18 protein-coding genes are annotated in these 21,044 nt (G+C 63.9%); 11 read left to right on the plus strand and 7 right to left on the minus strand.

Translation table 11 applies throughout. From position 1 onward, the window contains the following. Positions 1-141: 141 nt before the first annotated feature. Positions 142-1,197, plus strand: a complete 1,056-nt coding sequence (gene gap / locus AACP62_RS04590; protein WP_198176627.1) for a type I glyceraldehyde-3-phosphate dehydrogenase — start codon at positions 142-144, stop codon at positions 1,195-1,197. A gap of 73 nt (positions 1,198-1,270) precedes the next feature. Here gap and AACP62_RS04595 read toward each other — a convergent pair whose 3' ends face one another. Then, complete coding sequence (locus AACP62_RS04595) at positions 1,271-1,867, minus strand: DedA family protein (protein WP_052690707.1); 597 nt, start codon at positions 1,865-1,867, stop codon at positions 1,271-1,273. Between the two features lie 76 nt (positions 1,868-1,943). On the opposite strand from AACP62_RS04595, the gene ybaK reads away from it, so the two are divergent. Then, positions 1,944-2,450: a Cys-tRNA(Pro) deacylase gene (gene ybaK, locus AACP62_RS04600; RefSeq protein WP_339346715.1), complete on the plus strand. Its 507-nt coding sequence runs from the start codon at positions 1,944-1,946 to the stop codon at positions 2,448-2,450. An 18-nt stretch (positions 2,451-2,468) separates the two neighbouring features. On the opposite strand, the gene AACP62_RS04605 is transcribed toward ybaK, so the two are convergent. After that, the gene (locus tag AACP62_RS04605; protein ID WP_198186957.1) at positions 2,469-3,542 is read right to left on the minus strand and encodes a 4-hydroxy-3-methylbut-2-enyl diphosphate reductase; all 1,074 of its coding nucleotides are present in this window, start codon (positions 3,540-3,542) and stop codon (positions 2,469-2,471) included. A gap of 172 nt (positions 3,543-3,714) precedes the next feature. Here AACP62_RS04605 and AACP62_RS04610 point away from each other — a divergent pair, with 172 nt between their 5' ends. After that, entirely contained in the window at positions 3,715-4,683 is a 969-nt protein-coding gene (locus AACP62_RS04610; RefSeq protein WP_198186956.1) for an aldose 1-epimerase family protein, read from the plus strand. Between the two features lie 96 nt (positions 4,684-4,779). Further along, entirely contained in the window at positions 4,780-4,854 is a 75-nt protein-coding gene (locus AACP62_RS08360) for a 50S ribosomal protein bL37 (RefSeq protein ID WP_099327425.1), read from the plus strand. Positions 4,855-5,009: 155 nt separating this feature from the next. Here AACP62_RS08360 and AACP62_RS04615 read toward each other — a convergent pair whose 3' ends face one another. Together AACP62_RS04615 and AACP62_RS04620 are read right to left on the minus strand one after the other, a co-directional pair. Beyond that, positions 5,010-5,297 (minus strand): hypothetical protein, encoded by a 288-nt coding sequence (locus AACP62_RS04615; RefSeq protein WP_198186955.1) that lies wholly within the window; start codon positions 5,295-5,297, stop codon positions 5,010-5,012. 39 nt (positions 5,298-5,336) lie between these two features. Beyond that, positions 5,337-5,957: a sigma-70 family RNA polymerase sigma factor gene (locus AACP62_RS04620; protein WP_198187479.1), complete on the minus strand. Its 621-nt coding sequence runs from the start codon at positions 5,955-5,957 to the stop codon at positions 5,337-5,339. A 153-nt stretch (positions 5,958-6,110) separates the two neighbouring features. On the opposite strand from AACP62_RS04620, the gene AACP62_RS04625 reads away from it, so the two are divergent. The 4 genes from AACP62_RS04625 to AACP62_RS04640 all read left to right on the plus strand — a co-directional run bounded on the left by AACP62_RS04625 (position 6,111) and on the right by AACP62_RS04640 (position 10,695). Beyond that, complete coding sequence (locus AACP62_RS04625; RefSeq protein ID WP_198186954.1) at positions 6,111-6,869, plus strand: exonuclease domain-containing protein; 759 nt, start codon at positions 6,111-6,113, stop codon at positions 6,867-6,869. Between the two features lie 187 nt (positions 6,870-7,056). Continuing rightward, a complete protein-coding gene (locus tag AACP62_RS04630) occupies positions 7,057-8,625 on the plus strand; it encodes a Mur ligase family protein (protein WP_198186953.1) in 1,569 nt (522 codons plus the stop codon). A gap of 85 nt (positions 8,626-8,710) precedes the next feature. Then, a complete protein-coding gene (locus AACP62_RS04635) occupies positions 8,711-9,955 on the plus strand; it encodes a carboxylate--amine ligase (protein ID WP_198186952.1) in 1,245 nt (414 codons plus the stop codon). After that, positions 9,952-10,695 (plus strand): aspartate/glutamate racemase family protein, encoded by a 744-nt coding sequence (locus tag AACP62_RS04640; RefSeq protein WP_198186951.1) that lies wholly within the window; start codon positions 9,952-9,954, stop codon positions 10,693-10,695. Before AACP62_RS04635 ends, AACP62_RS04640 begins: the two co-directional genes overlap by 4 nt. Here the strand turns inward: AACP62_RS04640 and smc are convergent. Both smc and AACP62_RS04650 read right to left on the minus strand, forming a co-directional pair. Beyond that, positions 10,628-14,266, minus strand: a complete 3,639-nt coding sequence (gene smc, locus AACP62_RS04645) for a chromosome segregation protein SMC (protein WP_339346720.1) — start codon at positions 14,264-14,266, stop codon at positions 10,628-10,630. The genes AACP62_RS04640 and smc overlap by 68 nt on opposite strands. Further along, positions 14,266-15,687 carry a bifunctional folylpolyglutamate synthase/dihydrofolate synthase gene (locus AACP62_RS04650; protein WP_339346722.1) on the minus strand — a complete coding sequence of 474 codons (1,422 nt, stop codon included), beginning with the start codon at positions 15,685-15,687 and terminating at the stop codon, positions 14,266-14,268. Before AACP62_RS04650 ends, smc begins: the two co-directional genes overlap by 1 nt. Before the next feature lie 206 nt (positions 15,688-15,893). Here AACP62_RS04650 and AACP62_RS04655 point away from each other — a divergent pair, with 206 nt between their 5' ends. Further along, positions 15,894-17,444: an aminopeptidase P family protein gene (locus AACP62_RS04655; RefSeq protein ID WP_339347290.1), complete on the plus strand. Its 1,551-nt coding sequence runs from the start codon at positions 15,894-15,896 to the stop codon at positions 17,442-17,444. A gap of 3 nt (positions 17,445-17,447) precedes the next feature. Continuing rightward, positions 17,448-18,017: an NUDIX hydrolase gene (locus AACP62_RS04660; protein WP_339346724.1), complete on the plus strand. Its 570-nt coding sequence runs from the start codon at positions 17,448-17,450 to the stop codon at positions 18,015-18,017. A 26-nt stretch (positions 18,018-18,043) separates the two neighbouring features. On the opposite strand, the gene AACP62_RS04665 is transcribed toward AACP62_RS04660, so the two are convergent. Next, on the minus strand, positions 18,044-19,279 hold the full coding sequence (locus AACP62_RS04665; RefSeq protein WP_339346726.1) for an ROK family protein: 1,236 nt from the start codon (positions 19,277-19,279) through the stop codon (positions 18,044-18,046). 193 nt (positions 19,280-19,472) lie between these two features. Between AACP62_RS04665 and AACP62_RS04670 the strand changes: the two genes are divergently transcribed. Next, positions 19,473-21,026, plus strand: coding sequence for a xylulokinase (locus AACP62_RS04670; RefSeq protein ID WP_339346728.1), 1,554 nt, complete (start codon positions 19,473-19,475; stop codon positions 21,024-21,026). Positions 21,027-21,044: the final 18 nt, after the last annotated feature.

Consider the following 21,044-nt stretch of genomic DNA (forward strand, 5'->3'; position numbering starts at 1 on the left):
GTTTTTTCCTTGGCAGAACCCGCGTAGTCGCTTGCTATAAGTACACAGGGTTCTATAAACTATGAGATGTTATCAGTAATCGGCCATATACGGTCCGGTATTTTTTGTGCTGTATACGGCCAATCTCCAAGGGAGAATTGAATGACAGTAAAGATTGGCATCAACGGATTCGGACGTATCGGTCGTCTGGCCTTCCGGCGCATCTTTGAGCTCCAGGCCCGTGGCGGCGACGCCTCCAACATCGAGGTTGCCGCCATCAACGATCTGACCACCCCGGCCATTCTGGCCTATCTGCTCAAGTACGACAGCACCCAGGGCACCTTCCGTCACGACGACGGCACCCCTGTCTCGGTCACCTCCACCGACACCGCCATCGTGGTGGACGGCAAGGAATACCCGGTCTATGCTGAGAAGGACGCCAACAACATCCCCTGGGTCAAGAACGACGGCGTGGACTATGTGCTGGAGTGCACCGGCTTCTACACCTCGGCCGAGAAGTCCCAGGCCCACCTGAACGCCGGAGCCAAGAAGGTTCTGATCTCCGCCCCCGCCAAGGACGACACCACGCCCACCGTGGTCTACGGCGTCAACGAGGAGACCCTGAAGGCCTCCGACAAGATCATCTCCGCCGGATCCTGCACCACCGGCTCCCTGGCCGCCATGGTCAAGATGCTGGATGACAACTTCGGCATCCGCATCGGCTACATGACCACCATCCATGCCTACACCGGCTCCCAGATGCTGCTGGACGGCCCCAAGGGCAACAAGCCGCGCAACACCCGCGCCGCCGCCATCAACACCATCGAGCACTCCACCGGTGCCGCCAAGGCCATCGGCAAGGTCGTTCCCTCCGTCGACGGCAAGCTTCAGGGCCATGCACAGCGCGTGGCCGTTCCCTCCGGCTCCGTCACCGAGCTGACCTGCGTCCTGGACAAGAAGGTCACCGTCGACGAGATCAACGACGCCGCCAAGAAGGCCTTCGAGGGCAAGGACTACTACGGCTACAACGACGAGGGCATCGTCTCCTCCGACGTGATCGGCGACACCCACGGCGGCATCTTCGATCCCACCCAGACCGATGTCAACACCCACGGTGACGACCAGCTGGTCCGCACCGTTGCCTTCTACGACAACGAGTATGGCTTCACCAGCAACATGATCCGCACCCTGCTCTACTTCGCCAAGCTGGGCGACTGAGCATCCGGCCGGCTCCTCCGGCCATAAGGATTTCGGGGTCCGTTCCCTACGGGGGCGGGCCCCTTGTTTGTGATCAGCGCCTCCGGGTGAGCGCCCGCATGGCCAGGTCGCAGACCAGGCCGACGACCATCCCCGCCAGAAAGCCGAAGGCCATGACGGCCAGAGGATTGTTTTCCAGCCACGAGGCGGCCAGATACCCCAGGGTCCACATATAAATCGACCAAAGCAGGCCGGCCAGGGCAGCCAGGGGCAGGTAACGGTTCAGCGGATACCGCGCCGCGCCGGCCGTCAGATTGACCACGGTCCGGCCCGAGGGCACGAAGCGCGAGGCCAGTGTGAAGAAGCCACCCCCCTGCAGCAGGGCCCGATGGGCCCACGAGGTCACAGCCTTGCCTGCGGCACCTCGGAAGACGGCCAGACGATTCAGCGGGACCAGCCGTCCCAGTCCATAGGTGCAGGCATCGCCGCCTGCAAAGGCCAGGGCGCATACCAGAAAGACCAGGACGGGAAGGGGTCTTCCTGTGGCCCGGAAGGCAGAAGCCGTGGCCAGGACCATCAGCTCCGTGGGTATGGGGATGATCAGGGCATCCAGAAAGGCGGCCAGGAACAGCACGGCCAGCCCCCAGCCGCCCGTCACCGCATCGAGCAGCCAGGCATTGACAGCGGTCATGGACCACCCTTTCCGCGCGATCGCGCCAAAGACACCCCTCAGCCTCCCTAAACGGTCAGTACCTTAGCATGGAGTCATGAGCAAGAAGAAGCGGGCGGATTCGGATGCCGCGACTCCGGCCATGGCCCAGCTGGAGCGTCTGGGGGTTCCTTTCACCATCCACGAGTATCATCACAACGCGGACCACATGGATCAGGGGTACGGTATCGAGGCAGCCAAAAAGCTGGGCCTGGACCCGCGCACGGTCTACAAGACCCTGATGGCCGACACGGGCAAGGAGCGGGTCATCGGCATTGTGCCGGTGACCGGCCACCTGAACCTCAAACACTTGGCGGCGGCCGTGGGCGCCAAGAAGGCCCGCATGGCCGACAAGGCCCAGGCCGAGCGTGAGAGCGGGTACGTCCTGGGCGGCATCTCGCCCTTCGGCCAGCGCACCCAACACGTGACCGTGCTGGACCAGGGCGCATTGGAGTTCGACACCATCATGGTCTCCGGCGGCAAGCGCGGCATCAGCCTTGGGCTGGACCCTCGGGATCTGATCCGTGTCCTCAAGGCCAAGACCGCACCTCTAGCCACCGACTGAAAAATCTGAGCGGCGGCCTTAGCCCCGTGGTTGCGGGACTTTCTTTGATGCGCGTGCTGAACGAAGTGCGGCAGGCAGGACGAAGTGCATGTGCTCGTCGACTGCTCGTTCCCGGGTCACCTGGGTGAACCCTCGGGCAGCCAGGGTCTCCAGCACCCCCTGAACCAGATTTTCGGGAACCGAGGCACCCGAGGTGAGTCCTACCGAATCCATGCCCTGCAGCCAGGTCGGGTCCAGCTCGCCCGCATCGTCGACACGGTGGGCCCTCATCTCGCCCTGACCAGGAAAGCGCGCATCCAGGGCCTGACGGGCCACCTCGACCAGACGCACCGAATTGGAGGAATTGGCCGAACCCACCACAATCATGCAGTCTGCTTGACCGGCCACCAGCTTGACCGCCTGCTGCCTGTTCTGGGTGGCGTAGCAGATGTCCGAGCCCGGTGGCTCCTGGATCCAGGGGAACCGTCGACGCAGGGCCGCAGCCAGGTCGGCGGTCTCATCAAGGCTCAGAGTGGTCTGGGTCAGCATGACCAGCGGGGTGTCGGGTCCGAAGTCCAAAGCCTCAATATCATCCTCATGCTCCACCAGATGAACCCGGTCCGGGGCCTCCCCCATGACTCCGATAGCCTCGTCATGCCCCCGATGGCCTATGTAGATAATCGAGTAGCCGTCGCGAACGAAGCGGTGGACCTCCCGGTGGACCTTGCTGACCAGGGGGCATGAGGCATCAACCACACGCATCCCACGCCGCTGGGCCTCCTTGACGACCGAGGGAGCGATTCCATGGGCCGAGAAGACCACAGGCACCCCGGCACGGACGGCCTGGTCGGGAATCTGGTCCAGCTCATCCACGAATACGGCTCCTCGCCGGGCCAGGTCCTCGACCACATGCCGGTTGTGGACTATCTGCCGACGCACGTAGACCGGGGGCAGACCCTGACTCTGGTGGGGGTTGTCCGCATCCAGGATGGTCTGCACAGTCTGGATGGCACGGTCCACCCCCGCGCAGAACCCGCGCGGATCGGCCAGGATGACTCGCCCGTGCCCCTGTGGGGTCGGCTGTTCGCACACGGTGGTCCGAAATCCTGCCACTGCCGCTCCTTATCGATGTCAATCCGGACGGTACCGGACAATGCAAGTCCATGGTAGAAAGCCGAAGAGCACCCCGGTAGTCCATCCGCCACTCTTTCACCAAGAAGCCAAGACCACCCAGGCGCTAGGATGGTGGCGTACCAAGCATCAACGGCACTATGGAAGTGGGAGCATGCATACGAACGAGATGATGGGCGGGGCCGTGCCCCGGACAGGACAGCAGTACAGCATCCGTCACGGGGACTACGAGGCGGTGGTGACCGAGCTGGGAGCCATCCTGCGCGTTCTGAAATACCAGGGAAAGGACCTGCTGGCCTCCTTTGACCCGGATGGAACCGTACCCTGCAGCAACGGGAACGTGCTGGTCCCCTTCCCCAACCGGATCGAGGATGGCATCTACGAATTCCAGGGCCACACCTACACCCTGCCCATCGACGAACACGACCGGAACACCGCCATCCACGGCTACGGATACCGGGCCTACTGGCGGCTGCAAGCCCTGACCGAGGACTCCGTCAGCCTTTCCTGGCGGGTGCCGGACATGGGCGGATACCCCTTCGACGTGGTGGTCACCGTCACCTACACCCTGGACGACCAGGGGCTCACCATGACCACCCGGGCCCTGAACCTGGGCGACGATGCAGCACCCTGGGCCTTCGGCATCCACCCCTGGCTGGCCAACGGCAAGCAGGGTGTAGGTGACCAGATCCAGAAGGACAACGCCCCCTGCACCCTGTCCATCCCCTGCCGCACGCATGTGGTGGTCGATCCGGACAGGCTGCTACCCACCGGCACCGAACCCGTCCAGGGGCGAACCGATCTGCGCCAGGGTCCTGTGCTGGGCGAGGATGCGAACTTCGACGATGCCTGGACCGATGTGGAGCGGGACGACGACGGCACCTGCTCGGCCTGGTTCACCCGGCCGGACGGCATCCGCATTCAGCTCTGGGGCGATGAGACCATCACCTCATGGCAGGTCTGCACCGGGACCGGCTTCGACGCAGGCATGCGCCCGGCCGGCGTTGCCGTGGAGCCCATGACCGCCTATGCCAACGCTTTCCGAACCGGCCGGAACCTGGTCATTCTGCAGCCTGCCGCCGTCTACACCACCCAGGTGGGGTATCGGGCACAAGAGGTCTGAGCAGAGTCTGAGCAACCGAGCTGGTCGACAAAGGTCAGCCCGGTGTGCGATAATCGGCAAGGCTTATAGGTTCATCAGTAGCAAAGGAGTCCAATCATGGGCATGCGCGGACGCAAGCGCAGGGATCGCCGCAAGAAGGCCGCCAACCACGGCAAGAGGCCGAACACCTGATCGTCTGCCCCGGCACCAACGGTGCCGGGGTTTTGCATATATACTTAAAAAAAAAAAACATGGCCACACGTGCAAGACCATGATTTCTGCAATAGCCTGAATAGCCGGACAGAACCGCTGCTCTGCCCAAAAAAGCTGGACCTACTTGACCGGATCTACTTGTCTGTAGTGCGATCCGAGGTCCCCTGCTCCAGTTCATCCATCTGATCGAACATATGCCTGAGCCGATCCAGCAGACAGTCCGGTGCGCACTCGGGGCGCAGATATCGGCGCAGCTCCTCGATGACCATGCGCTCCCGATCATCACAGCAGGATTCCGGATCGAAGCAATCGCTGGGATCCACGCAGGAGGCATCCTGGTAGATGCGCAGACTGGTGTGGGATACCCTGACAGAGCCGCCGTCATCGTAGGCGTAGTGACTCATCTCCACGCGTCCGTCCATGCTCCTGCCCGCTTCCTGGTACCCAATCTTCGGGGGCCCTCAGTGCCCCTTACTGCTGATCTCTTTTTTTATACTAGGCCTGGCAGCACCAGCGCCATGTTGTTCCGCTGAGGGCTTGCCTGCAGCATCACGACCCTGCTGGTAGCCGCGCTCCTGGGCATACCGCTCCAGCTCCTGGCGCAGCTGCGATCGAGCACGGTTCAGCCGGCTCATGACCGTGCCGATCTTGATGCCCTCCTCATCGGCCACCTGCTGGTAGCTCTTGCCGTCGATGGCGGCATCGATGAAGACCCGCCGGCGTTCCGGACTGAGCCGGTCCAGGGCGGCCATGATCTCCTCGGGGGCGAAGGTCTCCATGTACTCCTGCTCGGCGGACTTGAGCCCCTCGGACCCGTGCTCCGAAGCCGAATAGATGTCCCAGTCGTTGTACTCGCCGGTCGAGTCGTTGGCCCTCTGAGGGCGCCGCTTGGCCTTGTGATACTGGTTGAAGTAGGCGTTGCGCTCGATGGTGGTCATCCAGGCCTCGAAGTTGCTGCCGGGTTGGAAGCGGTCAAAAGCCTTGAATCCGCGCTCGAAAGTATCCTGGACCAGATCCTGGGCGTCGTCGGGGTTATTGGTCAGGCGCATGGCCTGTCGGTAAAGCACATCCACCGCAGGCATGGCCAGGGCCTCGAATTGACGTTTTCTGCTTTCGAGTTCGCTGGTATCTGCCACACCCCTATTGTGCCATCCCCCCTCGCCCGTTGCGGTTCCGACCCGGTCGCGGGCCGGTAGCTCCTCGGTTACCATAATGACGAAGGAGAAATCACGCTTATGGAAAACACCGAGTACACAAGCATGGAGCAGGCGCTTGAGTCCGCCCCGCAACAGGAGGAATCAACTCGCCTAGGGGACTCCTGGCTTCTGGGGTTCGACACCGAGACCACGGGCACCAGACCGGGCAAGGACGGCATTGTCTCGGCCAGCCTGGTTCTGCGCGACCCGACCAAGGGCTACTCAGGAGATGCAGTAGCCACCTGGATAGTCAATCCGCACCGGCATATCAGCAAGGGCGCCAGTCGGGTCAACGGGTTCACCGATCAGCAGCTGGCCACCGAGGGTATGGAGCCTGAGCTGGCCACCGAGCAGATGGCCGGATTCATCGCCCGCGCCCAGGACAAGCGCATCCCCCTGCTGGCCTACAACGCCCCCTTCGACGTGCAGATGCTGGACGGGGACATCGCGCGCTGGTGCGCGGGCTCGGTCAAGCCCCTGAGCGAGGGCGATCTGCTGGTGGTGGACCCTCTTGTTCTGGACAGGGAGATCTCCCATCGGTCGGGCCGCCGCAACCTGGGAATGACCAGCGAGTACTACGGTGTCATCCCCCACGGCAACTTCCACAATGCCACGGCGGATACGGTGGCCGCCGTGGACCTGATCAAGCCCATGACCACCCTCTTCCCCCAGGTGGCCCGAATCACCATGGACTCCCTGATGGACTGGCAACGGCAGGCGCAGGCCAAATGGCGGGAACAGTTCAACCAGCACCTGATCTCCCAGGGCCGCCGCCCGGTCACCGACTCCTGGCTCTGACCTTTCATCACCGGGCAATGGTTGGCCCAGTCACTTCCGGTATGGGACCTGAAGCATATGTATATTTTCGGTCAAGGGGTGGCGCGACTCCTCTGTGCCTGCCTGGCCGGGACTATAGACTTGGACCTGGCCTCGACCGGATTGTAGTCGGGCTGAAAGAATCCCATCAGACGAGGAGGAAGACGGCATGGCGCTGACGATGGCTTCGGCCCTGGAACTGCTGCGCAAACACGATCAGCTGCGCGAGGTAATTCAGGGTGACCGATGGACCTTGGATCAGCCCGCGGATCACCATTTGCTCAAGCCCTTCACCGACGTCACCTACGACACCCGCCAGGCGGGACCCGGCAGCCTGCTCTTCTGCAAGGGGCATTTCCTGCCCGAGTACATGGATGCCTGCGGCCCCGAAGGCCCGGCAGCCTACGTGGCCCAGCAGGATCTGTCCGCCCACACCAGCGCCCCGGGAATCATCGTCAACGACGTGCGCAAGTCCATGAGCCTGCTCTCGGCCGCCTTCTACGGCTACCCCCAGAACCAGCTTACCCTGGTGGGAATCACCGGAACCAAGGGCAAGACCACCACCGCCTATTACCTGCACGCCATGCTGGGCGAACTCTCCGGAGGTCGGGCGGCCCTGTTCTCCTCGGTGGACAACTGCCTGGACGGCCGCCATTACGTAGAATCCCAGCTGACCACGCCCGAGTCGCTGGACCTCTTCCGCATGATGCGCCAGGCAGTGGATGACGGCATGCGCTACCTGGTCATGGAGGTCTCCTCCCAGGCCTACAAGGTGGATCGTGTCTATGGACTGACCTTTGACCTGGGTGCTTTCCTGAACATCTCCCCGGACCACGTCAGTCCCATGGAGCACCCCACCTTCGAGGACTACCTCTACTGCAAGCGCCGCATAGCCTACAACAGCAGGCAGCTGGTCATGGGAGCCGACATCCAGAGGGCCGACCTGATCCGTCAGGATGCGAGAGCCGCCGGCATTCCAGTGACCACCTTCGGATTCGGCCAACAAGAGGCCGACTTCGTGGCTCGCAAGGCTCCAGGCAAGGGCAACGACTATCTGATCGGCCCCTCCAGTGGTCCCATGACCCCGATCAGCCTGTCCATAGCCGGTGATTTCAACGCCCTGAACGCCATAGCCGCTTTTGCCATGCTGAACCGGCTGGGGCTGGAACCCGATGCCGATGCACTCCACGCCATGGAGAAGATCCGCATCGCAGGCAGGATGGAATGCTTCCAAGCCGACAACCGGATTGTCTATGTCGATTACGCCCATAATTACGCCTCTATGAAGGCCCTTCTGGACTTTGTGGATGAGCGCTACGGCGAGCGCAAACCTGAGATCACCCTGGTCTGCGGAGCAACCGGCGGCAGGGGAATCGACCGCCGAAAGGGCATCGTCCAGGCAGCCCAGGACCGTATCGATCGGCTCATCCTGACCGCTGACGACGAAAACGAGGAAAGCTCGGAACATGTGGACCAGGAGATGCTGAGTTTCGTCACCAACGCCAACCTGAAGACCAGCATGGTGCTGGACAGGACCCAGGCCATCGAACAGGGTCTTGGCCAACCAGGCCAGCCGGGGGATCGTCTGCGGATCATTCTGGTCACCGGCAAGGGCGAGGAACGCTGGTTCAAGAACAAGGGCCGCCACGTGCCCTACGAGGGCGACGACCACGTAGTGGCACGTCTGCTGGGCACAAAAAGCTACGACCTGGGAGCCACAGGCGCAGCCAAGGTCTGACGATTCCGACAGGTTCTAAGATGGAAAGCCGAATGCCCCGCGGCAGGGTGGGGCGCACGAGCACATGGTAGGTGGTTTCAGAAATATGAAAGAATTCCAACCGGTCATACTGGGAACCGACATCAACACCTACGGGATGGCGCGAGCCTTCCACGAGGCCTACGGCCTGGTCTCCACCGCATTCGGCCACTACCAGCTCTCCCCCACCAAATACAGCAAGATCCTGGACCTGCACCTGGTCCACGACTTCACCAATCCCAAGGTCTTCGTGTCCACCCTGAACGACTGGGCCGACGCTTATCACCGGGACCACCCAGGGGCCACCCTGCTCCTGCTGCCCTGCGGGGACACCTACGCCAACCTGCTGGACGAGTTCGGTGAGCCCCTGCGCGAGCGGTTCGTCTTCAACGCCATCGACAAGGAACTGAACCGGTCCCTCTCGCTCAAATCCTCATTCTACGAGCTCTGCGACCGCTATGACCTTCCCCACCCGAAGACTGTTTCGGTGGATGCAGATGACGTCAAAGCCGGCCGCCACCGCAACCTGCCCTTCGACTACCCGGTGGCCATGAAGCCCGCGGACAGCGATGAGTGGCTGGGCATCGACTTCCCGGGCAGGAAGAAGGCCTTCATCTTCAGCAACCCGGATGAGCTGGACACCATGATCCGCAGGTCCTACCAGGCCGGATACACCTCCAAGATGGTCATCCAGGACTTCGTGCCCGGGGGCGATGACAACATGAGGGTGCTCAACGCCTACGTGGACCGTCACCACCGGGTGCGCATGATGTTCCTGGGTCATCCCCTGCTGGAGGATCCTGCTCCCGAGGCCGTGGGCAACTACGCGGCCATCATCCCCGACTACAACCAGGACATCTTCGACCGGATCAAGGCCTTCCTTGAGGACATCAAATACAGCGGGGTGGCCAACTTCGACATGAAGTACGACCCGCGCGACGGCGTCTACAAGCTATTCGAGATCAATCTGCGCCAGGGCCGCAGCAGTTACGTGGTCACCCTGAACGGCTTCAACCTGGCCCGCTACTTCGTGGACGACCTGGTTCTGGACACCCCCTTCAACGGACGCACCGTCTTCGGCCGGGGGCATCGCCTCTGGATGGAGATCCCCAAGGACATCTTCCGCAAATACTGCGCCGAATCCGAGGACAAGCGACAGGCCATGGCCATGATTCGCCGCGGGGACTGGGGCACCACCCTGGAGTACGGCAAGGACCGCAATTTCAAGCGCTGGCTGCTGATCCGACACATGTTCGCAATCTATCGGCGTCGTTACCGGCGCTACTTCCGTGACAAGAGGACACTGGCATGAGGAACTTCTTCGTCGTCCTGGGCGGCATGGGCACGCTAGCCACCGAGAGCTTCGTACGGGTGCTGGACCGGATGACCGGGGCGCACCGGGACCAGGACTTTCTGGACTACGTGGTCTTCAACCACGCCACCGTGCCCGACCGCACCGAGTTCATCCTGGGCCGCAGCAAGGATGACCCCTTCCCCTATCTGGCCGAGGACGTGCGCCAGGCCACAGCCATGGGCGCCTCCTTCATGGTCATGGCCTGCAACACCGCCCATCAGATTCTGCCCAGGCTCCAGGCCCTGACCCCGGTGCCCATTTTGAGCATGCCCCAGGCCACCATCGACTGGGCTGATCGGCATTATCCTGCGAAATCCCATCCGCGCATGGGGTACATGGGCACCGAGGGGTCCCGCCATGCCGCCATCTACCAGGGCCCGGCCGACAGCGCCGGCTACCAGCTGGTGGACCCGGACCAGGCCCTGCAGGACCGGGTGAGTGCGCTGATCTACGACGACGTCAAGGAAGGCCGACTGGACCGGGACCGCTACCTGAGCGTCCTCGAAGCCTTCCTGAACGACTACCACTGCGATTCGGTCCTGCTGGGCTGCACGGAGCTCTCGGTGCTCAACGAGGCCTACCCCATGCCGCAGCTGCCTATCGTGGACTCTCAGGCAGTCCTGGCAGAGGTCACCCTTGATCGGGCTCTGGCTCTTCGCGGCCGGAACGATTCGGCTCTTTCAGCCGCTGGGAAATGACGGCCGTCACCCCATCCCCCCGCATGGTGACTCCGTAGAGGGCATCGGCGATGCCCATGGTCCGCTGCTGATGGGTGATGATGATCAGCTGGGCATGCTCCCGCAGCTGTTCGAAGGCCTTGAGCAGCCTGGTCAGGTTGACGTCATCCAGGGCGGCCTCGACCTCATCCATGACATAGAAGGGACTGGGCCGGGCCGTGAAGATGGCCAGGAGCAGGGCCAGGGCCGTCAGCGAACGCTCCCCACCCGAAAGCAGGGAGAGCCGACGGACCTTCTTGCCGGCTGGACTGGCCTCGACCAGAACGCCTGTGGTCAGCAGGTCGTCCGGGTCCTCCAGCCGCAACCGCCCGCGCCCTCCGGGGAAGAGGGTGGCGAAGATACATTCGAAGGCCTGTGCAGTGTCGTCGAAGGCCTCCTTGAAGACCGTGACCATGGTCGAATCCAGATCCTTGACCAGGGCCATCAGATCGTCCCGGGAACCTATCACATCCTGACGCTGCTCATGCAGGTAGCGGTTGCGGGACTCCAGGGCTTCGTATTCCTCGGTGGCCAGCGGGTTGACCTTGCCCAGGGCGGCCAGGTCCCGCTTGGCCTTGGCCAGCCGCTTCTCCTGCTCACCGCGCTGGTAGGGAACCGTTTTGAAGGCCGACGAATCCCCGTCCTCCTCCGTCGGCTCCTGGTCCAGGGGCACGGGGTTGCCCTCGTCATCCAGGACAGGCACCGGATGGTCGGGGCCGTATTCGCGGATCAGCTCCTCCGGTTCCATGCCCAGGTCATCCTGGATGCGCTGGCGCAGACGGCCGTCCTCGCCGGCCAGACGCTCCCGCTCAAGATCCAGACCATGCTCGTCCTGTCGCAGACCGGCCACCTTGGGTTCCAGAGCGTCCCTGTCGGCCCGCAGATCGGTCAGCTCCTTGTCGTGTGCCGAGGCCTTGGCCCTGAGCTGATCCCGGCGGCGGGCCGTATGGTCCATCCTGCCCTTGATCAGCTGGGCCAGCAGGTCGGCCCTGCGCGCAATCAGCCCCAGGGAGGCCATGCCTGCCTTGCGACGACGGTTCTCCTCGCCTATCCGCTGCCGATGGCGTTCGGCCTGGTCGGCCTGATCCCGCAGCAGATCAATCTGTCGCAGTAGGGAGGCGTGCCGCCGGTCGGTCTCGGTCCAGGTCAGCTTGGCCTCCATCTCGGCCGTGCGGGCCTGGTCCAGGGCCGTCTCCAATTCATGTTGTCGCTCTTCCATGCCCTCCGGGTCATCAGGGTCAGACCCCCCGTCCTCCTGGGCTCGGGCCAGTCCGGCCTTGAGGTCATCCAATTTGAGTTCGTGGGTACGCACCTGGTCGCGCACCTGGGCCAGGCGAGCCTCCAGATCCTTGACCCCGGCCTGGGCCCGATCCGATTCCTTGCGGGCAGCTGCCAGCTCCCGGGCGGCCTGCTCGGCCTTGACCCGGGCCTCGGTACACTGGTTGCGCGCCTCCTGCAGCTTCTTCTCAGCCTGCTCAAGAACAGCACGGGCCGCATCCATCTGCGGCCGCAGTGCCTTGGATTCCTCCTGGAGGGCCTCCACCTGTGCCAGGGCCTTCTCCCTGCGTGCGGTCAACGCCAGGTCGCTGGTGGCCGGGGCGGATCCGCCCACAGCGCCAACCCGGTCATAGAGGTCGCCCGGGCGGGTCAGCGCCTGCTGCCATCCGTCCTCCAGGGCACGGTGGGCCTGATCAACGTCATCGACGGCAGCTGTGGAGGCCAGCAGACTGCGGACAGCATCCAGCACCCCCTGGGCCCGGTCAGGATCGGCAGGATGCTCCCGCAGGGCCACCAGGTCAGCGGCCGACCGCCAGGGGCCCTCGCCGGGCTTTACGCCTGCCCCCTCGAGCTGGCCTGATGCCGAAATCAGTGCGGCGCGTCCCAGACGGTCCCGGCGCGCCCGCTCCAGGGCCTGGTCGACCGTCTGGCCATCCTTGGCCACCAGGGCCGAGGCATAGTCGTGCAGGGCCTGGGCCAGGGGCTCCTCCCAGCCCTCCTCTACGCGGACGAAGTCGGTCAGCTGACCCAGCAGGGCCGGATCCCCGGCCTGGGACAGAGCCTCGCTAGCGCCACGATGGTCCAGTGTGTCCGCCAGGGCATCGGCCTTGGCCTGAGCCGAGATGGCATCGGACTGGATCCGACGTTCCCGCTCTTGAAGATCGTTGAGTCTGTTGCGGGCCTGGTCCCTGACCTGGCCTGCCTGGTCCAGAGCCTGTCTGCCATCCTGGTCGGGGCTTTCCTCCTGGCTGTCCAGGTCCCGCACACGGTTCCTGGCCCGTTCCAGGCCCTCCCTGAGCTGATCCTGCTGCCGGGTCAGGTCACGCTCGCGCTGCCTGGAAAGTTCCAGAGCCGATTCCTCCTTGGCCACCAGCTGTGCCAGGTCCCCCAACCGAGCCTGCCGTTTTCTGGCCGCCTGCCGCAGCTCGGTCATGGTCTGCCGGTGAGCGGCCAACCGCCGCTCCAGATCCGCACGGGCTTGAACACAGCCATCCAGGGCAATCCTGTCGGCTCCGACCTGGCCCTCCTCCCGGTCGGCCTGGCCCTTGAGTTCGTCGGCCCGCCGCCTGAGCACACCGGGATCCTGCCCCTGGTCGGCCACCATGCCGGCTTCCAGCGAACGGCTGCGTTCCCTGGCCAAGGATGCCAGGGATCCGGACCGCTCGCCGAGCTTGGTCAGGTCGTTCCACTGCTGGTTGACCGCCTCCAGAGCCGGGCTGGACTGCCGATCCAGCCCCTCCAGCTGTTCGATGCGCAGCTTGACCCTGGTCAGCTCCTCCTGCCCCCTGGCCAGCTGCCCACGGGTCTGAACCATCCGCGAGCGCAGATCCTCCAGCTTCTTCTGCGAGGTCAGGGCGTCGTCGGCATGGATGCGGGCCTGGGCGTCCCGCAGGCTGACCTGGATCATGTCGGCCCGGCGGGAGACCTTGGCCTGGCGTCCCAGCGGCCCCAGTTGCCGATGAATCTCGCCGATCAGGTCGTCCAGACGGGACAGGTTGGCCTCGGTGTTGGCCAGCTTGTGCAGGGCCCGCTCCTTGCGCTTGCGGTGCTTGAGGATTCCGGCCGCCTCCTCGATGAAGGCCCGATGACCGGCCGGATCAGCCCGCAGGATGGCATCCAGCCGCCCCTGGCCGACGATGACGTGCATCTGCTGGCCCAGCCCGGTGTCGCTGAGCAGCTCCTGGATGTCCAGCAGGCGGCAGTCTGATCCGTTGATGGCGTATTCGGACCCGCCGTTGCGGTAGATGGTCCGGCTGATGGTGACCTCGGTGTAATCGATGTCCAAGGTCCGGTCGGTGTTGTCGATGGTCAGGGTGACCTGAGCCCGGCCCAGCGGCGGCCTGGAGGAGGTGCCGGCGAAAATCACGTCCTCCATGGATCCACCGCGCAGACTCTTGGCCCCCTGCTCGCCCATGACCCAGGCCAGGGCGTCGACGATGTTGGATTTGCCTGATCCGTTGGGGCCCACCACAGCGGTGATGCCCGGCTCGAAACGCAGGGTGGTGGCCGAGGCGAAGGACTTGAAGCCCTTGAGGGTCAGCTCCTTGAGATACATCAGGCGCGCTCCGCCTTAGGTTTGGCCAGATCGGGATTGGGACGCTCGGCAAGTAGGGTGCGGGCATCGCCGGCGGTGACGAAGCTGCCGCAGATCAGCACTCCCCGGCCATAGCCCACGCCGGTTTGGTCCTCGCTGTCGACCATGTCGACGGCCGTCTGGATGGCATCAGGCATCCGGTCGCGCCGGACCACCCTGTCAGGCCCGAAGACCCGGACTGCGAGCCGCTCCAGATCCTCGGCCGGCATGACCCGGCCCTTCCAGGAGTTCTCGGTGACCACGACGCTGTCCAGCACAGGCTCCAGCAGGCCCAGGTAGTCCTCCACCTGCTTGTCGGCCATCATGGAGATCACACCCACCAGCTGCTTGAAGTCGTAGTTCTCCTCGATGGCCGCCCGCAGGGACTGGGCTGCGTTCAGGTTGTGCCCGCCATCGATGATGATGGTGGGCGAGGTGCGCACCTGTTCGATCCGTCCGGGGATGCGCACCTGGCTCAGGGCCTCGGCCACCAGATCCTGGTCCAGAGCCCCGTTGACGGGGATGACCGTCTCGGCCGCCGCCAGTGCCGCCAGGGCGTTGTGGGCCTGATGCTCTCCGAACTTGTCGATGGGTACATCCTTGTAGAGGCCCTGAGGCGTGCGCAAAGTGGCCACCTGGCCGCCCACTGCGGGCATGCGGGAGACCACCTCCAGCTCGTTGCCGTCCCTCAACAGTGTGGGGGCGCCCTGCTCGCGCACGGCCTGCTCGATGATGGGCATGACGGCATCTTCATGGGGCTGGGCGCCGACGATGACCGTGGACTTGGGCTTGATGATCCCAGCCTTCTCCCCCGCTATCTGCTCGACCGTATCCCCCAGCCACTGCATGTGATCCATGTCCACCGGCCCGATGATGGAGGCATCCCCGTCGAGGACGTTGGTGGCATCCCAGCGGCCGCCCATCCCAACCTCGACGATGGCCACGTCCACGGGGGCGTCGGCGAAGGCCCAGACAGCCATGGCAGTCAGAACCTCGAAGAAGCTCATGGAAGCCCTGCCCTGCTGGGCGAAGCGGTCGTCCACCATGGCGATGAAATCCTCGATCTGCTGGTATAGGTCCACGAAGTCCTCGTCTGAGAGCTCCTTGCCGTCGATGGCGATCCGCTCGTTGATCCGTTCCAGGTGAGGCGATGTATAGAGCCCGGTGCGCAGGCCATAGGCCCTCACCAGAGCCTCGGCCATCCGCGCCGTGGACCCCTTGCCGTTGGTCCCGGTGACGTGGATGACCCGGAAGCTGTGCTCGGGGTGGCCCAGCAGGTCCAGCATCATCCCCATCCTGTCCAGGTCCAGATTGGGGCTGTCATGCTCGGCGGGACGCGACATGATAGCCCGCTCGACATCGCGAATATTCTGACCCTTGCTGTTGGGGTGTTCGAATGACATATTCTGCCTGCGCCTCCTGCTGGCTGTGGATGCTTCCCGCCTATTCTATGCGCGACCGACCCCGATTGAAGGCCGAAACAGCCGACTGTCACATCGGCCGAACGCACTACCATGGAACCAACATAGTCAGAACCGGAATTTCAAGGAGGCTGGACGTGACCGCATCCGCTCAGGAGCATCTACAAGGAGACACCGATCCCAAGAATGTGGACCTGGATGAGCAGAATATGGAGGACCGGGTGAACAACCGCACCCTGCGCCCCAACTCCCCCGCCTTCCAGAAGTTCATGACCACCGGCTGGCAGGCCCAGGAGCCGCAGATCGAGCCGCTGGAGTCCAGCAAATACACTGAGCGCCGTCTGCGTGAACTGGGTAAACGCTTCCCTGGCGAACGCCTGGTCATTCCCGCCGGTTCCTACAAGACCCGTAACAACGACAACGATTACGCCTTCCGCCCAGATACCACCTTCGCCTACTACACGGGACTGGGCGAGGACTATGAACCCGGAGCCATCCTGGTTCTGAACCCGGTGGACCCCGACAGTCCTGAGGCCGCCAAGGGCCTGACCCATACCCCTGAGCTCTTCGTCCATCCCCGGGCCGACCAGTCCACCCGCGACTACTACAGGTCATCCCAGTACGGGGAGTACTGGGTGGGTCCCCGGGCCGGACTGCGGGAGCTGGCCATCATGACCGGCATCCCCACCAAGGACATCGCCTCCTTCCCTGATGCCATCGCCAAGGATCTCGGGCCGGACCAGGGGGCGGTCAAGATGCGGGTGATCCGCACTGCCGACCAGGAGGTCCTGAACCAGGTGGAGGCCGCCCGCAAGGCCAACGGCATCGGCGGTCCGGACCGCAATGAGGAAGCCGACGACAAGCTTGAAGAGTTCACCTCCGAGGCCCGCATGATCAAGGACGACTACGAGGTGGGCGAGATGCGCAAGGCCATCGCCGCCACCAAGGACGGGTTCGACCGGATTCTGACCCACCTGCCCCAGGTGGTGGGCAAACCCCGCTCCGAGCGGATGCTGGAGGGCGTCTTCAACGCCAACGCCCGCGAGAAGGGCAACGACGTGGGCTACGGTTCCATCATCGCCTCGGGCAAGCATGCCCCCATTCTGCATTGGATGCGCAACGACGGAACAGTCCAGAAGGGCGACCTGCTCCTGATTGACGCTGGCGTGGAGGTCAACAGCCTATACACGGCCGACATCACCCGCACCTTCCCCGTAGGCGGCACCTTCAGCCCCCTGCAGAAGCGAATCTACCAGACCGTGCTCAAGGCCCAGCAGGCCGGCTTCGAGGCCGCCAAGCCTGGTGCCACCTACTCGGACATCCATCATGCCGTCATGCGTGTGCTGGCCGAAACCCTGCACGAGTGGGGCATCCTCAAGGTCAGCGTGGAGGAGTCCCTCTCCCCCCAGGGCCAGCAACACCGCCGCTGGCACGCCTGTGGCTGCGCCCACCACCTGGGTCTGGACGTGCACGACTGCGCGGAGGCCAGGTACGAGTCCTACCAGGGCGCACCCATCACCCCTGGGATGATTTTCACCATCGAGCCCGGACTCTACTTCAAGGAGAACGACCTGCTGGTTCCCCCGGAATTCCGCGGCATCGGCGTGCGTGTGGAGGACGACGTGCTCATGACCGAGCAGGGACCTCAGTGGCTGTCTGCAGGAATCCCCAAGACCGTGGAAGAGGTAGAGGCCTGGATGGCCCAGCGGGCTGCGCTGGCCGACCCGGACCGGGACTGACATATGCCCACTCCTGACTTCGTGCTCAGACTGCGCCGGTCCATAGGCCATGACCTGCTCTGGCTGAACGGCGTGACGGCTTTCGTCACCGACGACCAGGGCCGGGTCCTGTTGGGCCGGCGCTCCGACACCGGCCAGTGGGCCCTGGTCTACGGAATCAACGAACCGGGCGAGGACCCGGCCGACACCGTGGTCCGCGAGGTCAAGGAGGAGACCGGGGTTGATGTGATCGTCACCGACCTGGCGGCGGTCACATCCTCCCGGGAGGTGGTCACCTATGCCAACGGTGACCGTACCATGTACATGGATCATCTGTTCATCTGCCGGCCCGACCCCAGCGGCAATGCCGACCCCTTTGTGGGTGACGAGGAGAGCCTGTCAGTCGGCTGGTTCAACCCCGATCAACTCCCTGCCCCTCTGGCCCAGACCACTGTGGAACGCATGGCCCGGGCTCGAACCTATCTGAAACACCTGCAGGGCGGGGACGCCCACGCCCTCTTCAAGGCTGGCGGCAGAGAGCTGCCCGCAAATTCCGACCAGTCCGACTCCGATCAGTCTCAGGCAGGTCATTGAACCCTGGACAGCTCAGTCCTCGAAACTCAGTCCTGAAAGAAGTCCAGCGGATCGTCAATGAAACGGCGCAGACCCACCAGTGCTGCCCCCTTGAGGGCCGGATAGTCGGCCTCAGAGGGGATGAGCACACGGATGTCCACAGCATCCCGGCCCAGGGTCAGCTGATTGAGACGATCCTGCAGGCGCTGTGCCAGATTTCCCCCGAAGTGCGACCAGAATCCCCCCAGGATGACCGTATCCACGTCGACAATGTTGATGGCGGAGGCAATGACCGAGGTCATGGCATCGAGTCCGCGGTCAATGGCATCGACCGCCTTGGCGTCTCCCTGCTGCCAACGCTGGCAGAGTTCCTCCATAGCTTGAGGCGTGACTGCCTCGGCTCCGGTGGCGATGCCAGCCGCTTCGACCAGGGCCCTACGCCCGGCGTAGGTCTCCAGGCATCCGCGGCGGCCGCAACGACAGGTGGGCCCGTTCAGATCCACCGAGGCATGTCCCAATTCGCCAGCGAACCCATGATCGCCGACCTCGACGGCCCCTCGACGCACCACAGCCCCGCCGATGCCGATGTCAGTCGAGATGTAAATAAAGGAATCGGTGGGTGAAAGCGGCCCATCATCTCCGCCAGACGGACGTTGGACGGCGTAGCCGGGAATCTGTGCGAGGGCTGCCAGACGCGCCTCGTTGCCCACTCGGGGAGCCAGACGGCGAACCAGGGGGAAGTCCTGCAGATCCAGACGTTCCCATCCCAGGTTGCGGGCCATGAGCAGGGTGGTGTCGCCACCGACCAGACCGGGCAGGGCCAGGCCCGAACCCACTGTGCGGTAGTGGTGATGTGACAGCTTGCGTTCGATGGGCTTGGCCAGCTTCTCCAGATTGGCGAAGACCTGATCAGGTTCCGCCTCGTGCATATCGTCCTTGACCCAGGCCGAATCGATCAGGGTCCCATCCAGATCCATGGCCAGACAGCCGTAGCCGTCGGTGTTGATCTGCAGGCCCAGACCGGCCCAGCGTCCGTGTGCGATGGACAAGGGAGTGCTGGGTCGACCGTGGCTGCTCTGCGAGGTCTCGGGCTCCTCCTCGCGCACCACCTTATTCCTGAGTAGGAGTCCCGCCAGGAGCGACATGGTGGCCTTGGTCAGCCCTGTGGCCTTGGCCAAATCCGCCCTGCTGAGCGAGGTAGACGACCGCAGAATGGTGTCAATGATGACCGAGAGGTTGTGGTTCCTCAGATCATCCTGATTGATGGAGCGCAGGGCAGTCACGGTTCAACAACCTTTCATGAAAGGACACAGGCCTACAGAATCCTGGGCCCTTCAACATCTTACGTTCCAGCCTGACGGCAGGTGAGACATTGAAACGCATTCGGACCTGGGCCATTTAGTTTATCGATTTAATAATTAAGATACTATGATTGGGTACTCCAAGGACAGGAGCCCAGAAAGCAAGGAGGCTGACATGAATGAGATCCTGGTGGCGGGAGTGGACACATCGACCCAGTCCTGCAAGGTGAGGGTCACCGAAGCTCGGACCGGTCGGCTGGTCCGCTTCGGCAAGGCCCCTCACCCGGCAGGTACCAGCGTCAATCCCATGGCCTGGTGGAAGGCCTTTCAGGAGGCTTCTGCCCAGGCGGGAGGTCTGAACGATGTCTCGGCCATCAGCGTGGGTGGCCAACAGCACGGCATGGTATTGCTGGACAGCCAGGGACAGGTGATCAGGGATGCCCTGCTCTGGAACGATACGCGTTCAGCTCCCGATGCCGACGATCTCATCAATCGGCTAGCCGGGCCCAAGACCGGCGAGGCTGAAAACGCCCGGACGGAAAGTGATGAGCCAAACAAGGGACCGGAATCGAATCCGAACTCGAACCTGGACCTGGCCATGCGCGGCAAACAAGCCTGGGTGCGAGCTGTGGGCTCCTCCCCCGTAGCTTCGCTGACCATCACCAAGGTAGCCTGGGTCAGCCGGGTGGAGCCGGATAATGCCAGAGCCATCGCGGCCATATGCCTCCCCCACGACTGGCTGAGTTGGGTCATCGCCGGTCACGGCCCCGAAGCCGACCCGGGGACCGAACCCGGGCTGGAAAATCTCTTCACTGATCGTTCGGATGCCTCCGGCACCGGCTACTACGACCCAGCCACTGACCGCTACCGCCGTGACCTACTGGCCATGGCCCTGCCCGATGGCATGGCTGAGCGGGTAATCCTGCCTAAGGTTCTTGGCCCCCACCAGGTCGGAGCCAAGGCCGACCCCCGCATCGCCGGTCGGGATGTGCCCGGCGGCTGCATCATCGCACCGGGCGGCGGCGACAACGCCATGACGGCGCTGGGCCTGGCCATGCAAGTGGGTGATGTCTCCATCTCCCTGGGAACCTCCGGTGTCGCTGCTGCGGTCAGTCCGGTTCCTGCCTATGACATGAGCGCCTCGGTGACCGGGTTCGCGGATGCCACCGGCCACTGGCTGCCACTGGCCTGCACCATCAACGCATCACGCATCCTGGACGCAGGCCTGGCCGCCCTGGGGACGGATTATGACGGTCTGGCCGAGCTGGCGGAGAAGTCCTCGCCGGGTGCCGAGGGCATCACCCTAATCCCCTACTTCGACGGCGAGCGCACCCCCAACCGCCCTGATGCCCACGCCAGGCTGGAGGGGCTGACCCTGGCCAACACCACACGCACCAACCTGGCCAGGGCATTCGTGGAAGGGCTGCTCTGCTCCCAGCGTGACTGCCTGGAACTGCTGAAACGGCTGGGCACCACGGTCTCCAGGATCCTTCTGGTCGGCGGCGGCGCCAAGTCCCCAGCGGTCAGAGCCTATGCCCCGGGAATCCTGGGCATGGATGTGCAGCTGCCCCGGCCAGACGAGTATGTGGCCATTGGCGCTGCCCGCCAGGCGGCCTGGGCCTTGACTGGAGAAGGGGAGCCTCCCATCTGGCCGGTGGACATCGAGACCACGCTGACGGGAGCCCCCTGCGAAAAGGTCTACCAGCAGTACCTGCGCTGGCGGGGATGAAAGGCCCCGCCAGTCCGG

Origin of the sequence: Bifidobacterium apis, assembly GCF_036986835.1 — a bacterium.
Lineage (GTDB): Bacteria > Actinomycetota > Actinomycetes > Actinomycetales > Bifidobacteriaceae > Bombiscardovia > Bombiscardovia apis_A.

Bases quoted from the DNA above. Each gene is read 5' to 3' on its own strand.
- gap (WP_198176627.1), top strand. From the start codon at position 142: ATGACAGTAAAGATTGGCATCAACGGATTCGGACGTATCGGTCGTCTG.
- AACP62_RS04595 (WP_052690707.1), bottom strand. From the start codon at position 1,867: ATGACCGCTGTCAATGCCTGGCTGCTCGATGCGGTGACGGGCGGCTGG.
- ybaK (WP_339346715.1), top strand. From the start codon at position 1,944: ATGAGCAAGAAGAAGCGGGCGGATTCGGATGCCGCGACTCCGGCCATG.
- AACP62_RS04610 (WP_198186956.1), top strand. From the start codon at position 3,715: ATGCATACGAACGAGATGATGGGCGGGGCCGTGCCCCGGACAGGACAG.
- AACP62_RS04615 (WP_198186955.1), bottom strand. From the start codon at position 5,297: ATGGACGGACGCGTGGAGATGAGTCACTACGCCTACGATGACGGCGGC.
- AACP62_RS04620 (WP_198187479.1), bottom strand. From the start codon at position 5,957: ATGCCTGCGGTGGATGTGCTTTACCGACAGGCCATGCGCCTGACCAAT.
- AACP62_RS04625 (WP_198186954.1), top strand. From the start codon at position 6,111: ATGGAAAACACCGAGTACACAAGCATGGAGCAGGCGCTTGAGTCCGCC.
- AACP62_RS04630 (WP_198186953.1), top strand. From the start codon at position 7,057: ATGGCGCTGACGATGGCTTCGGCCCTGGAACTGCTGCGCAAACACGAT.
- AACP62_RS04635 (WP_198186952.1), top strand. From the start codon at position 8,711: ATGAAAGAATTCCAACCGGTCATACTGGGAACCGACATCAACACCTAC.
- AACP62_RS04640 (WP_198186951.1), top strand. From the start codon at position 9,952: ATGAGGAACTTCTTCGTCGTCCTGGGCGGCATGGGCACGCTAGCCACC.
- smc (WP_339346720.1), bottom strand. From the start codon at position 14,266: ATGTATCTCAAGGAGCTGACCCTCAAGGGCTTCAAGTCCTTCGCCTCG.
- AACP62_RS04650 (WP_339346722.1), bottom strand. From the start codon at position 15,687: ATGTCATTCGAACACCCCAACAGCAAGGGTCAGAATATTCGCGATGTC.
- AACP62_RS04660 (WP_339346724.1), top strand. From the start codon at position 17,448: ATGCCCACTCCTGACTTCGTGCTCAGACTGCGCCGGTCCATAGGCCAT.
- AACP62_RS04670 (WP_339346728.1), top strand. From the start codon at position 19,473: ATGAATGAGATCCTGGTGGCGGGAGTGGACACATCGACCCAGTCCTGC.